Consider the following 12,638-nt stretch of genomic DNA (forward strand, 5'->3'; position numbering starts at 1 on the left):
AGATGACGGGAGTCGAGGGCGGGCGCCCCATCCCGGCACCCTTGCGTCAGGCGCCTTGGGCGTACCTGGCCCAACTCGTCGTCCTCGCCGTCGCCTACTACGCCGTCGGACGTCTAGGCCTCGCAGCGGGCGCCCTCAAGGGCAACGTGACTCCCGTCTGGCCGCCGACCGGCCTGTCGATCGCTGCGCTTCTCGTGTTCGGTCGGCGGTTGTGGCCGGGCGTCGCCGCCGGAGCGCTCCTGGTCAACGGGCTGAGCGCCGTCCCGACTTTGACCGCCTGTGGCATGTCGATCGGCAACACGCTGGAAGCCGTTGCGGGGGCGTACCTGGTCAGCCGCTTCGCGCGTCGGCCGACCGACCTCGACCGCGTACGCGATGTGCTCGTCTTCTCGATCCTCGGCGCCGGGCTGGCGACCATGGTGAGCGCGACGATCGGGGTGACCAGCCTGCGGCTGGGCGGCGTGATCCCGCCTGCCGCGATCTGGCCGACGTTGCGGGTGTGGTGGGTCGGCGATGCCCTCGGCGCACTCGTCGTGACACCCGTTGTCCTTGCGCTCGTACCGCGCAGGCGACCAACTATCGACCGTCGCGGGACGGCCGAGCTCGTCCTCCTACTGGGCGCGACGTACGCGGTGGGCGCCTTCGCGTTCAGCGGCAGGTTCGACTTCGCGTACGTGGTGTTCCCGCCGGTGATCTGGGCGGCGTTGCGCTGGCGGCTTCAGGGCGCCTCCACGGCAACCTTGATCGCGAGCGTGATCGCCGTCCTCGGAACGCGGTCAGGGCACGGCGCCTTTGCCCGCGGCGACGCGACGCACAGCCTCTGGACGCTCGACGCCTTCCTCGGCGCGGTGGCGCTGACCGGCCTGATGATCTCGGCCGTGGTCGCCGAACGCGACCGCACCAGTGCGCACAACGCCGAGCTGTCCCATGACCTGCAGCGCAATGTCGAGGAACTCGATGCCGCGCAGGACGAACTCCGCAGTGCCCGGGCGTTGGTCGAGAGCGAGACCCGCTACCGCGCCCTGCTCGACCATCTCCCCGGCACCGGCGTACTGCTCCTGGATCGGGCTCTCCGGGTGGTCGCGGACGGAGGCTCACTCTTCAGCCAGCGAGGCTTCTCCCGCGACATGATGATCGGACGCGAGGTCGCTCACATCGTTGCGCCCGAGGAAGCAGCGTTCCTGGTCCCGCGCTATCAGGCCGTCCTTGACGGACATCCGTCCGGCACCTTCGAGTACTCGCCCCTGAGCGGCGGTCATTACCTCGTGGACGCGGTGCCGCTCGAGTACGGCTCCGGCACGATCGAGCACGTCCTGGTCACCGTCCGCGACGTCACCGCGCTCGAGACGGCGTTGCAGGACCGCGGACGCGCCGAGTCCGGGTACCAGGCCGCCTTCGAGGACGCACCCGTCGGCATGGCGCAGGTGACGCTGAGCGGCCGACTCGAGCGGGTCAACCCGGCGCTCTGCGCGCTGGTCGGGCACACCCGTGCCGAACTCGTGGGACGCAGTCTGGTCAGCCTCGTACACCCGGCGGACACGAACGCCGCCGCTCAGGAGTTGGGGCGCCTCACCGCCGGTACGACCACGACGTATCGGACCGAGCAGCGCTACCTGGACGCCCGCGGCGGTCAGCTCTGGATGGAAGTGTGCGCCGTCGCCGTTCCCGGGACGGACGGTGAGGTCGACCACCTCCTGATGCATTTCCTCGACGTGACCGCTCGCAAGACCTTCGAGGCGGATCTGCGAGGGATGGCCAACCACGACCCCCTCACCGGGCTGCTCAATCGCCGCGGGTTCGAGACCGAACTTGACCGACACGCCGCGCGCATCTCGCACACCGAGGCATCGGGCGCTCTCCTGTTGCTCGACCTCGACCGGTTCAAGCAGATCAACGACTCCCTCGGACATCACGCCGGCGACCAGCTCATCGCCGCGATGGCCAAGGTCCTGCAGCGTGCCGTACGTGAGACCGACGTGGTGGCGCGGCTGGGCGGCGACGAGTTCGCCGTGTTGCTCCCGGGCGACGGTCGCGTCGAAGCCGAACTGGCGGCCGACCGGATCCTCCACGCCGTACGCCAGGAGGTCACCGTGCTGGCCGGAGCACACCCGCGCTGCATCACGGCGAGCATCGGGATCGCCCTGTTCGATCAGCACCACCTGAGTGCCGCGGACGTACTCATCGACGCCGACATCAGCATGTACGACGCCAAGGACGCCGGACGAGACTGTTTCGTCACCTGCTCCCCGCTCGGGCACGAGCGCGGCACCTCCACGGCGAACATCGGCTGGGTCGAGCGCATCGCCACAGCACTGCGCGACGACCACTTCGTGCTGCACGCACAGCCGATCCTGGGCCTGGCCGAGAGTGTCGTGCGTCGGTACGAGCTGCTGATCAGGATGCTCGACGAGGACGGCAGTCTCATCGCTCCGGCCGCCTTCCTGCCGATCGCCGAACGCAGCGGACTGATCGTGCAGATCGACCGTTGGGTCACCGGCCAGGCCATTCAGCTGCTCACCGATCCCGCCCTGCCGTCCGACGTGGTCCTGGAGGTCAACCTCTCCGCGAGGTCGGTCGGCGATCCCGAGATGCTGTCCTACCTGGAGGACCGTCTCGTGAGCACCGGCGCGGACCCCACGCGGCTGGTGTTCGAGATCACCGAGACCGCCGCCCTGGCCAACATGGAAGGGGCACGCTTCTTCGTCGAGCGGTTGGCCGAGATCGGCTGCAGGTTCGCGATCGACGACTTCGGCGCTGGCTTCGGCAGCTTCTACTACCTGAAGCACCTGCCGTTCGACTACATCAAGATCGACGGCGAATTCGTCACGAACTGCACCAACAACGCGACCGATCAACTCGTCATCGCCTCCGTCGTCAACATCGCCCGCAGTCTTGGGAAGGCGACCATCGCCGAGTTCGTGGAGGACTCCGAAGCGTTGGCGTTCCTCCGCGCCGAGGGTGTCGACTTCGCCCAGGGCAACTGGATCGGCAGGCCGGCGCCGATCGAGGAGATCCTGCTACCAGAGCCGTCAAGCGCCGGCTCCGACACCGCAGCCTGACCTGCACTCGCGACCAGATCTCTCCCGCTCAGCGGGCGACAGCATGACCATCGCCGTGGCAGGCTCGTCGTATGAGCGTCGATCTCAGGATGCTGACATCGCGGTACGCCGAGGTGCGGGCGTACACCGAGCAGTTGGCTGCCCCGCTGTCGCCGGAGGACCAGACGGTCCAGTCCATGCCCGACGTGTCACCCACCAAATGGCATCGGGCCCATGTGTCGTGGTTCTTCGAGACCTTCGTCCTCGCCGATCACGAGGCCCGATTCGCGCCGTTCCAGGACCAGTACTGGTTCCTCTTCAACTCCTACTACGAGGCGGTGGGCCCGAGGTACGCCCGGCCGCTGCGGGGCGTGATCAGTCGCCCCGGCGCCCACGACGTGGGTCGCTACCGAGCCAACATCGATGACCGGATGCAGGACCTGATCGGTGGTCTCGACGACGGGACGCTGACCAAGTTGGCACCGACGATCGAGCTCGGCTTCCACCATGAGCAGCAGCACCAGGAACTGCTCCTCATGGACATCAAGCACGTGCTGTCGCTCAACCCGCTCGAGCCCGCGTACGCACCTCGACGCGACAGCGGCGGCAGCGCCGGTGTCCTGGCCTGGAAGGAGTACGAGGGCGGGCTGGTCGAGATCGGCCACGAGTCCATGGCCGACGGAACGTTCTGCTTCGACAACGAGCTGCCTCGACACCAGCAGTGGCTGCAGCCGTACCGGTTGGCCGACCGACTCGTGACCAACGGCGAGTGGCTGGCCTTCATGGCCGACGGCGGCTATCGGAGGCCTGAGTTGTGGCTGTCGGACGGCTGGGCCCGGATCAACGAGGAACACTGGCGCGCGCCGTTCTACTGGATCGAGCGGGACGGAGTCTGGTTCGAGCACACCCTCACCGGCACCTGGCCGGTCGACCCCGAACTCCCGGTGTGCCACATCAGTCACTACGAGGCGGACGCGTACGCCAGTTGGGCGGGCAAGCGGCTGCCGACCGAAGCCGAGTGGGAGCACGCCGCCCGGCTCGAGGAGTCGGACGGTCCCGCAAATCTTGCGGACCAGCAGACCTGGCACCCGCGTTCGGCAGGAGTGTCGAGCGGCGCCTTGCGGCAACTCTTCGGCGACTGCTGGGAGTGGACGTCGTCCGCATATCTCCCCTACCCCGGCTTCCGGCATGCCGATGGTGCGATCGGCGAGTACAACGGCAAGTTCATGTCGAATCAGATGGTGCTGCGCGGCGGCTGCGCCCTGACTCCTCCGGGGCACGCCCGCGCTTCGTACCGCAACTTCTTCCCCGCCGGTGCCCGGTGGCCACTGACCGGTCTGCGCCTGGCCGACGATGCCGTGACTGGTCGGGGACCGCGGTGACGGCGCCCTGGATCGGCCGGGTGATCTGCCCGCACGAGGCGGTGCTCGGTCGGGAGGAGACCGTCACGGACTGGTCCGGCCACGCCTCGTGCGTAGAGCCCGGCCGCGTCGGACGATGGGCCGTCGCGGTGATCGGCGACGCGGCGCGTACGCAGGTCCTCGACACGCTCGCGAGCATCGTCCCCGATGCTCCGGTTGCCGGAGCGATCGCCCGACTGAGCCGCGCCGACCTCCCCCGCTGCTCGGTCCTGCTCAGCGACGGGGAGTACGCGGCCGGACTCGCCTGGGGCGAACCGCTCGGTCTCGCCGACCTCGGCGGCTGGGAGTACGCACTGTCCGCAGCGCCCCTCGATCGCGGCTCCTGGTCACCCCTCTCCCCCGGAACCATCGTCGTACTCGACTCGTGCGGTCCTGTGGTGTTCCCCGTCCCCTTCCTCCAGGAGATCTGATGTCCACGATCGAAGCCGATCAGCTCGACGTCCTCCTCAGTCCCGACGATCTGCGGTCGGTCCTCGAGCGTGACGCGCTGCGCGGTCTGACAGCCAGCCCGAAGTGGCTGCCGCCCAAGTACTTCTACGACGACCGTGGCAGCGAACTCTTCGAGCAGATCACCCGGTTGCCGGAGTACTACCCCACCCGAGCCGAGCACGGAATCCTGCAGAGCCACGCGGGCGAGATCGCCACGGCGGCCGGGTGCGAGACCCTGCTCGAACTCGGCTCCGGATCCAGCACCAAGACGCGTCTCCTCCTGGACGCGTTGCGCGACGCCGGTGACCTCCGAGGGTACGTACCGGTCGACGTGAGCGCCGGAGCCCTGAGCGAGTCCATGCCTGCGTTGAAGCAGGAGTATCCGGGCATGGAGATTCGCGGCGTGATCGCCGATTTCGATGCTCACCTGGGCGCACTTCCACTGCCGGGGCGACGGCTGTGGGCGCTGCTGGGAGGCACGATCGGAAACTACCCGCCGGCTGAGCGCGCCCAGTTCCTGTCGGCGATCGCCAGCGCGATGCAGCCGGGCGAGGCCTTCCTGGTCGGCCTGGACCTGGTCAAGGAACCCGGTCGCCTCATGCGGGCGTACGACGATGCGGCCGGTGTGACGGCGGCTTTCAACCTGAACGTGCTCTCGGTCCTGAACCGCGAACTCGACGGCGACCTCGACCCCTCCGACTTCGAGCACGTGGCGATCTGGGACGACGTCAACGAATGGATCGAGATGAGGCTGCGCGCCCGGGGCCCGGTCCACGCCCGACTCGGCGTGCTGGACCTCGAGGTCGTGTTCGACGGCGGCGAGGAACTGCGTACGGAAATCTCCGCCAAGTTCCGGCGGGAACCGATCGAGGCCGAACTCCGAGTCGCCGGCATGGAACCAACCCACTGGTGGACCGACGGCGACTTCGCCCTGGCCCTCGCACGCAAGGAGAACTGATGACCTGGGACTTCAGCGGCCTGTCCGCGATGTACATCAACTGCACCTTGAAGAAGAGCCCCGAGCCCAGCCACACCGAGGGCCTGATCGACGCGAGTGCCGCGATCATGCGCAAGCACGGCGTCGAGGTCGAGGTCATCCGCGCGATCGATCACCCGATCGCGACTGGCGTGTATCCCGACATGCGGGAACACGGCTGGGAGGTCGACGCCTGGACCGAGATCGGGCCGAAGGTGCTGGCTGCCGACATCCTGGTGCTGGGCGGTCCGATCTGGCTGGGCGACAACTCCAGCGTCATGAAACAGGTGATCGAGCGGCTGTACTCGTACTCGGGGATGCTCAACGAGAAGGGGCAGTACCTCTACTACGGGCGGGTTGGCGGGTGCCTGATCACCGGCAATGAGGACGGCATCAAGCACTGCTCGATGAACATCCTCTACAGCCTGCAGCACGTGGGCTACACGATCCCGCCGAACGCCGACGCCGGCTGGATCGGCGAGGCTGGCCCCGGACCGTCGTATCTGGACCCCGGAAGCGGCGGTCCGGAGAACGACTTCACGAACCGCAACGCCACCTTCATGACCTGGAATCTGATGCACCTGGCGAAGATGCTCAAGGACGCCGGCGGCGTGCCCGGGTACGGCAACCAGCGCTCGGCCTGGAACTCCGGCACCCGATTCGACTGGGACAACCCCGAGTACCGCAGTTAGGACGTCGTTCGCCGTCAGGACATCGACGTATGTCAATATTGATGCATGTCGAAGTCCGTCCTCGAGTTGACCCCGGTCGAAGCGCTGGAGTGCTGCTCCCCCGTCGTACGCGAACCGCTGTCCCAGGACCAGGCGGAGCGGATCGCACCTCTGCTCAAGGCCATCGCCGAGCCCGTACGCCTGCGCCTCCTGTCGCTGGTCGCATCCCACGCCGACGCTGAGGCCTGTGTGTGCGATCTCAACGATGCGTTCGACCTCTCCCAGCCCACCATCAGCCACCACTTGAAGGTGCTGCACGATTCGGGGCTGCTGAATCGGTCCAAGCGCGGCGTCTGGGTGTACTACTCGCTCAACCGCACGGCTCTGGCCGACCTCGGGCACCTCTTCGGAGACACCCTGTGAACCTCGATCTGGCCCGCAAGGCGGCCGCCGAACTGATCGGCACCGCGTTCCTCGTCGCGGCGGTCGTCGGCTCCGGCATCGCGGCCACGCGACTCTCCCCCAACGCCGTCGGCCTCGAACTCCTGGAGAACAGCCTCATCACCGGGGCAGCGCTGGTCGCACTGATCCTGACGTTGCAGCCGGTGTCGGCGGCGTTCAACCCGGTCGTCACCCTGGTCGAAGCGGTGCTCGGCCTGGTGCGCTGGGCGGACGCGGCCGTGCTGGCCGTGGCGCAGATCGTCGGCGGGGTGCTCGGAGCGATCGTCGCGAACCTGATGTTCCATCTGGACGCGATCTCGATGTCGACCCACACCCGATCGGCAGGCAACCTCTGGCTGGGCGAGGTGGTGGCGACCTTCGGACTCATCCTGGTTGTCTTCGGAGCGATCCGCACAGGGCGTACGCAGACCATCGCCTTTGCCGTCGGGGCTTACATCACCGCCGCGTACTGGTTCACGTCCTCGACCAGCTTCGCGAACCCCGCGGTGACCATCGCCCGGATGTTCTCCGACACCTTCTCGGGCATTGAACCGTCATCGGTCCTGATGTTCATCGCGATGCAGGTCGTCGGCGCCGGCCTCGGCTGCGTCGTCGTCCGATTCCTCTACCCGCACCTGACCGAGACCGAGGCCTCATGAGCACCAAGCCCACCGTCCTGTTCGTCTGCGTCCACAACGCCGGTCGCTCCCAGATGGCTGCCGGCTACCTCCAGCACCTGGCCGGCGACCGGGTAGAGGTGCTGTCGGCCGGGTCGAAGCCAGGCAACGAGATCAACGCGGTCGCCGTCGCTGCGATGGCCGAAGAGGGCATCGACATCGCCGGCAACCAGCCCAAGGTCCTCACCGACGAGGCTGTCGAGGCCTCCGATGTGGTGATCACGATGGGCTGCGGCGACGAGTGCCGTTGGTACCCCGGCAAGCGCTACGAGGACTGGCAACTCGAAGACCCGGCCGGCCAGGGCATCGACGCCGTCCGACCGATCCGGGACGAGATCCGTACGCGCATCGAAGCCCTGATCAGCGAGATTGCACCTGCCTGACGCGCGGACTCAGGTGAGGATGGTCAGCGCGCCGGGCAGCACCTCGACCACCGCCGGAGCCTCTGCCGTGGTCGGGAGCCAACCGACGGCCTCGCCGTCAGCTCCCATCGCCACCGAGGGCGTACCGCTGATCTCGATCCTCGAGCCGCGCAGCACAGTCACCTGGTCGAGCGCGATGTGCCGGCCGTCGTACACCTTGGGGAACGCGCGCATCATCTCCCGGCGCGAGGCGGCCTCGATGACCACCACGTCGAGGACTCCGTCCGTGACGGACGCACCGGGGGCGATGTGCATGCCCTTGCCGTAGTAGCCGGAGTTGGCGACCACCACGTTCGAGCCGACGAAGGAGTGCGACGCGCCGTCGACCACGACGGTGAACGAGCACGGGACGTACGTGGCCAGGGAGTGCAGCGCCGCGTACGGGTACTGAAGCCGGGACGGCATCCATCGCACCCGGTCGACGATCTCGCTGGCGAGCGCATCCACACCGGAGTACAGCGAGCCGGCGACGAGGCGCCGGTCGGAGCCGGGCAGGGTCACCGAGATCAGGTCCACGGACGTCTCGGTGCCCTCGAGGAGGGTCTGGGCAATGACGTCGGGATCGTGGGACAGCTGGAGCATTCGCGCGAAGTCGTTGCCACGTCCCGCCGGCAGCATCCCGAGGATCCCGCCCTCCTCCGAGACCTGACCGGCAACCGAGGAGAGCATGCCGTCCCCACCGACTGCGACGATGACGTCGCCCCTGGCCACTCCGGCCTTCACCAGCTCCGACGTCGCCTCCGGGCCGGGCGAGTCAATCACTTCGACCTCGGCACCGGCGTCACGAAGGAGTCGTGCAACCGGAATGGCGGCTGCCGGAGCGACTCCGCCGCCCGACACCGGGTTGACGAGGAACGAGAAGGACCTCACGGGATCAGGACCCCGGGGTTGAGGATGCCTGTCGGGTCGACCGCGGCCTTGATCCCGCGCAGGATCGCCACTCCAACCGGTCCGATCTCGCGCTCGAGCCAGGCCTTGTGATCGGTGCCGACCGCGTGGTGATGGGTGATCGTCGCGCCCGACTCGATCATCGCGTCGCTCGCCGCGGCCTTCGCCGCCAGCCAGCGCTCCAGCGGGTTGTCACCCTGCTTGGCAGCGACGGTGAAGTAGAGCGAACAGCCGGTCTCGTAGACGTGCGAGACGTGGCAGAGCACGAGAGCGCCCTCGCCGAGGCTGGTCCCGAGCGCGGTCTTGACACTGCTGTAGAGCCGGTCCGTGTTGGACCAGAAGGTGGCCGTCTCGAGGGTCTCGACCAGGACACCCGAGTCGAGCATCGAGTCGCGCAGGTACGGGGCGTGGAACCGGCCCTCGAGCCAGGTCTTGCCTCGCTCCTCACCCAGCGACGTCCCGCCCAGGGCGGTCAGCGCACGGGTGACGACCGCGCGCTTGTTGTCGATCGAGGCACCCTCGTACCCGACGATCATCAGGCAGCCCGACGGCGCCTCTGCCCCGACGGCGGTCTGGCTGGCCAGGTTGAGGGCAGTCTCGGTCTCATCGGACAGCCGGATGATCGTGGGCAGGATCTGGTTCTGCGCGAGATGACGCATGGCGTCCTGGCCACTACTGAAGGAGTCGAAGCGCCACGCCTCGTACGCCGTCCCCGTGGCGATCGCACGGACCCGGACGGTCACCTCGGTGATGACGCCGAAGGTGCCCTCGGATCCCATGGCCACCTGACGCAGGTCGGGGCCGGCGGCGTTGAGGGGCGACGAACCGGAGATCAGGTCCCCGATCGGGGTCGCCATCCGCAGACCGACGACCATCTGGTCGAAGCGGCCGAAACCGGCGCTGTTCTGACCACTGCTGCGGGTGGCCGCGAAGCCACCGATCGAGGCGAACTCGAAGGACTGCGGGAAGTGCCCCAGCGTCATCCCGTGCTGAGCCAGGGCGGCCTCGGCCTCGGGGCCGCGCATGCCCGGCTGCAGGGTCGCGGTCATGGAGATCGGGTCCACGCTCAGGAGTTGGTTGAGGCGGATCAGGTCGAGGCTGATCAGCCCGGCGTATCCGTCGCGCCGGGCGACGAGTCCACCGGTGACGGACGTGCCGCCGCCGAAAGGCACCACGGCGACGTGCTGCTCGACAGCCCAGGCCAGCACCTTGACGACGTCATCGTGCGAGCCGGGTCGGACCACGGCATCCGGAGCGTCGGAGAGGTCACCGGTCCGCGCCTTCAACAGATCGGGCGTCGACTTGCCCCGTGTACGGAGGCGGCGGGTCTCGTCGTCGGTCAGGACGTTCTCGGCGCCGAGGAGGCCGCGAAGACCCGCAAGGGCGCCCTCGTCGAGTCCGGAGTCCGGCAGCGTGACCATGTCGAGCGCGGGCGTACTGAACGCGCCGAACGCGAACTCGACCAGCCCCTGGGTCGACTCCGGAAGCGGTGCTGCGTGTGACGGGCTACCCCAACGCTGTGGATGCATTTCCTGGCTCATGCGTTACAGTGTGACACATGACGTCCGATCGTAACAGTGATCGATTCCTGGACGCCGCTCGCGAGGTGATCCTGAGCGTCGGCTGGAAGCGGGCGACCCTGACCGACGTGGCTCGGCGGGCCGGCGTGTCGCGGATGACCGTGTATCGGGCGTACCCGGACATGCAGTCGATCCTCGCCGACCTGATGACGCGTGAATGGACTGCACAGATCGCCGGAGTCGTCGCGACGCGGGAGATCGACGAGGACGATGTGCCCGGCGTGTTCGCACGCAAGTTCACCGCGGCGGTCTCCGCGCTGCGCAGCGACGAACTGTTCCGCCGGATCATCGAGGTCGACCCCGAACAGCTGTTGCCCTATCTGATCGACCGGCGCGGCCGCTCGCAAGATGTCGTGATCGATCTTCTCGCCGGCCGGATCGAGACGGCTCAGCGACTCCAGCAGGTCCGGGCCGGGAATCCTCTGCTCATCGCCCGCTCCCTGATGCTCGCGGCCCATGGCTTCGCGATCTCCGCCAGCACGATGCACGGCGACCGGCTCACCCAGGTCGACTTCGACACCGAACTCACCACCCTCGTCCGGAGGTACCTCGCACCATGACGACCACCATTCATCGCGTACGGCCGGGCCTGGCCGACGCGCCCGCCACCGTCGACTTGCTGGTCATCGGCCTTGGCGTGACGGGGGCCGGCGTGGCACTCGATGCCGCCACCCGCGGCCTCACGGTACTGGCCGTTGATGCGCACGACATTGCGTTCGGTACGTCGCGCTGGTCGAGCAAGTTGGTGCACGGAGGCCTGCGGTACCTCGCCCACGGACAGGTCGGCGTCGCTCACGAGAGTGCCGTCGAACGGGGCATCCTCATGGAGACGACGGCACCCCACCTCTCCCACCCGATGCCCATGCTGCTGCCGCTGATGTCGAGCGTCTCGTTCACCCAGGCGGCACTCGCGTACGTCGGCTTCAAGGCCGGGAACCTGCTTCGGATCACCGCTCGCACCAGCGTGAAGACGCTTCCCCGCCCGCGACGAATCTCCCGGGACGAGGCGCTGCGGTTCGCTCCGTTCATGCGCACCGAAGGCCTCCGCGGCGGCCTGTTGAGCTGGGACGGCCAACTCGAGGACGACGCCCGTTTCGTGACCTGCCTCGCCCGTACGGCGGCCGCGCACGGCGCGGAGGTGCGTACGCGAGCGCGCGTCGTCAGCGCGACCGGCACCAGTGCCGTCCTGCGTGACAAACTCACCGGGGCCGAGCATCATGTGACCGCTCGCGCGGTGATCAACGCCACCGGCGTCTGGGCCGGTTCGCTCGTCGAGGACGTCAAGCTGAAGCCCTCTCGCGGCACCCATCTGGTCCTGCGCAGTTCCACGCTGCCCGGGCTGTCCGCCGCTCTGACCATGCCAGTGCCGGGGACGACCAGCCGCTTCGTCTTCGCCCTCCCCCAGCCCGACGGCACCATCTATGTCGGGCTCACCGACGAGGAGACCGACGGCGAGATCCCGGACGTACCCCAGGGAAGCCCCGATGAGATCAGCTTCCTGCTCGACGTCATCAGTGCCGCACTGGACGAGCCGATCCGACCCGCCGACATCATCGGGACGTACGCCGGGCTGCGACCGCTGCTGGACGCCGATGGCTCAACGGCGGACCTGTCGCGCAAGCACGCGGTCCTCACCTCGCCGACCGGGGTGATCACCATCGTCGGCGGGAAGCTCACCACCTACCGGCAGATGGCCGAGGACGCCGTCGATGCCGCCGAACTGACGACCGCACCGTGCCGGACCCGGACGCTCGGCCTGCTGGGTGCCGCACGCCGGGACGAATTGGCACGGCTCGACGCACCGGAGCGACTCGTACGCCGGTTCGGCACGGACGCCGGCCTCGTCCTGTCGAACGCGGTCGAAGTCAGCGGTCTGGACGAAGCCGAACTGCTTGACGCCGGCCCGCAGGGCGTCACGCTGGCAGAACTCATCTTCGCGGTCACCCATGAAGGCGCCGCCGACGTGGACGATCTCCTCGACCGTCGGACCAGGGTCGGCCTCGTCCCGTCCGACCGCGAGGCGGCCGTCCCGATGGCGGAGCGGGCACTGGAGATCTGCGCCGCCGCCCGCCTCTGACGCGTCGCCCGAAGCCAG

General features: G+C 68.2%; 12 protein-coding genes. 10 read left to right on the forward strand and 2 right to left on the reverse strand.

Going from position 1 to position 12,638, the window contains the following annotated elements; all coding sequences use genetic code 11:
• Positions 1-2 precede the first annotated feature (2 nt).
• From KCTC_RS04370 to KCTC_RS04405, 8 genes are all read left to right on the forward strand, one after another.
• Positions 3-3,059, forward strand: coding sequence for an EAL domain-containing protein (locus KCTC_RS04370; RefSeq protein WP_125567103.1), 3,057 nt, complete (start codon positions 3-5; stop codon positions 3,057-3,059).
• Between the two features lie 71 nt (positions 3,060-3,130).
• Positions 3,131-4,420 (forward strand): ergothioneine biosynthesis protein EgtB, encoded by a 1,290-nt coding sequence (egtB, locus tag KCTC_RS04375; protein WP_125567105.1) that lies wholly within the window; start codon positions 3,131-3,133, stop codon positions 4,418-4,420.
• On the forward strand, positions 4,417-4,869 hold the full coding sequence (locus KCTC_RS04380) for a hypothetical protein (RefSeq protein ID WP_125567106.1): 453 nt from the start codon (positions 4,417-4,419) through the stop codon (positions 4,867-4,869). The genes egtB and KCTC_RS04380 overlap by 4 nt, the downstream gene beginning before the upstream one ends.
• Positions 4,869-5,846, forward strand: a complete 978-nt coding sequence (gene egtD / locus KCTC_RS04385; RefSeq protein WP_125567109.1) for an L-histidine N(alpha)-methyltransferase — start codon at positions 4,869-4,871, stop codon at positions 5,844-5,846. The genes KCTC_RS04380 and egtD overlap by 1 nt, the downstream gene beginning before the upstream one ends.
• Entirely contained in the window at positions 5,846-6,556 is a 711-nt protein-coding gene (locus KCTC_RS04390) for a flavodoxin family protein (protein ID WP_125567111.1), read from the forward strand. The genes egtD and KCTC_RS04390 overlap by 1 nt, the downstream gene beginning before the upstream one ends.
• Before the next feature lie 45 nt (positions 6,557-6,601).
• Positions 6,602-6,958 carry an ArsR/SmtB family transcription factor gene (locus KCTC_RS04395; RefSeq protein ID WP_125567113.1) on the forward strand — a complete coding sequence of 119 codons (357 nt, stop codon included), beginning with the start codon at positions 6,602-6,604 and terminating at the stop codon, positions 6,956-6,958.
• On the forward strand, positions 6,955-7,635 hold the full coding sequence (locus KCTC_RS04400) for an aquaporin (protein ID WP_125567115.1): 681 nt from the start codon (positions 6,955-6,957) through the stop codon (positions 7,633-7,635). The genes KCTC_RS04395 and KCTC_RS04400 overlap by 4 nt, the downstream gene beginning before the upstream one ends.
• Complete coding sequence (locus tag KCTC_RS04405) at positions 7,632-8,036, forward strand: arsenate reductase ArsC (RefSeq protein ID WP_125567117.1); 405 nt, start codon at positions 7,632-7,634, stop codon at positions 8,034-8,036. Before KCTC_RS04400 ends, KCTC_RS04405 begins: the two co-directional genes overlap by 4 nt.
• Positions 8,037-8,045: 9 nt before the next feature.
• Here KCTC_RS04405 and KCTC_RS04410 read toward each other — a convergent pair whose 3' ends face one another.
• Positions 8,046-8,945 (reverse strand): diacylglycerol/lipid kinase family protein, encoded by a 900-nt coding sequence (locus KCTC_RS04410; RefSeq protein ID WP_231998838.1) that lies wholly within the window; start codon positions 8,943-8,945, stop codon positions 8,046-8,048.
• A complete protein-coding gene (locus KCTC_RS04415) occupies positions 8,942-10,504 on the reverse strand; it encodes an FAD-binding oxidoreductase (protein ID WP_164512476.1) in 1,563 nt (520 codons plus the stop codon). Before KCTC_RS04415 ends, KCTC_RS04410 begins: the two co-directional genes overlap by 4 nt.
• 17 nt (positions 10,505-10,521) lie before the next feature.
• Here KCTC_RS04415 and KCTC_RS04420 point away from each other — a divergent pair, with 17 nt between their 5' ends.
• A complete protein-coding gene (locus KCTC_RS04420; RefSeq protein WP_125567121.1) occupies positions 10,522-11,103 on the forward strand; it encodes a TetR/AcrR family transcriptional regulator in 582 nt (193 codons plus the stop codon).
• On the forward strand, positions 11,100-12,620 hold the full coding sequence (locus KCTC_RS04425) for a glycerol-3-phosphate dehydrogenase/oxidase (RefSeq protein WP_125567123.1): 1,521 nt from the start codon (positions 11,100-11,102) through the stop codon (positions 12,618-12,620). Before KCTC_RS04420 ends, KCTC_RS04425 begins: the two co-directional genes overlap by 4 nt.
• The last annotated feature ends 18 nt before the right edge of the window (positions 12,621-12,638 follow it).

The sequence above is a fragment of the Nocardioides baekrokdamisoli genome (assembly GCF_003945325.1).
GTDB classification, from domain to species: Bacteria; Actinomycetota; Actinomycetes; order Propionibacteriales; family Nocardioidaceae; genus Nocardioides; species Nocardioides baekrokdamisoli.

Coding starts and splice junctions, on each gene's coding strand:
- KCTC_RS04370 (WP_125567103.1), top strand. CDS start 3: ATGACGGGAGTCGAGGGCGGGCGCCCCATCCCGGCACCCTTGCGTCAG.
- egtB (WP_125567105.1), top strand. CDS start 3,131: ATGAGCGTCGATCTCAGGATGCTGACATCGCGGTACGCCGAGGTGCGG.
- egtD (WP_125567109.1), top strand. CDS start 4,869: ATGTCCACGATCGAAGCCGATCAGCTCGACGTCCTCCTCAGTCCCGAC.
- KCTC_RS04390 (WP_125567111.1), top strand. CDS start 5,846: ATGACCTGGGACTTCAGCGGCCTGTCCGCGATGTACATCAACTGCACC.
- KCTC_RS04395 (WP_125567113.1), top strand. CDS start 6,602: ATGTCGAAGTCCGTCCTCGAGTTGACCCCGGTCGAAGCGCTGGAGTGC.
- KCTC_RS04405 (WP_125567117.1), top strand. CDS start 7,632: ATGAGCACCAAGCCCACCGTCCTGTTCGTCTGCGTCCACAACGCCGGT.
- KCTC_RS04415 (WP_164512476.1), bottom strand. CDS start 10,504: ATGAGCCAGGAAATGCATCCACAGCGTTGGGGTAGCCCGTCACACGCA.
- KCTC_RS04420 (WP_125567121.1), top strand. CDS start 10,522: ATGACGTCCGATCGTAACAGTGATCGATTCCTGGACGCCGCTCGCGAG.
- KCTC_RS04425 (WP_125567123.1), top strand. CDS start 11,100: ATGACGACCACCATTCATCGCGTACGGCCGGGCCTGGCCGACGCGCCC.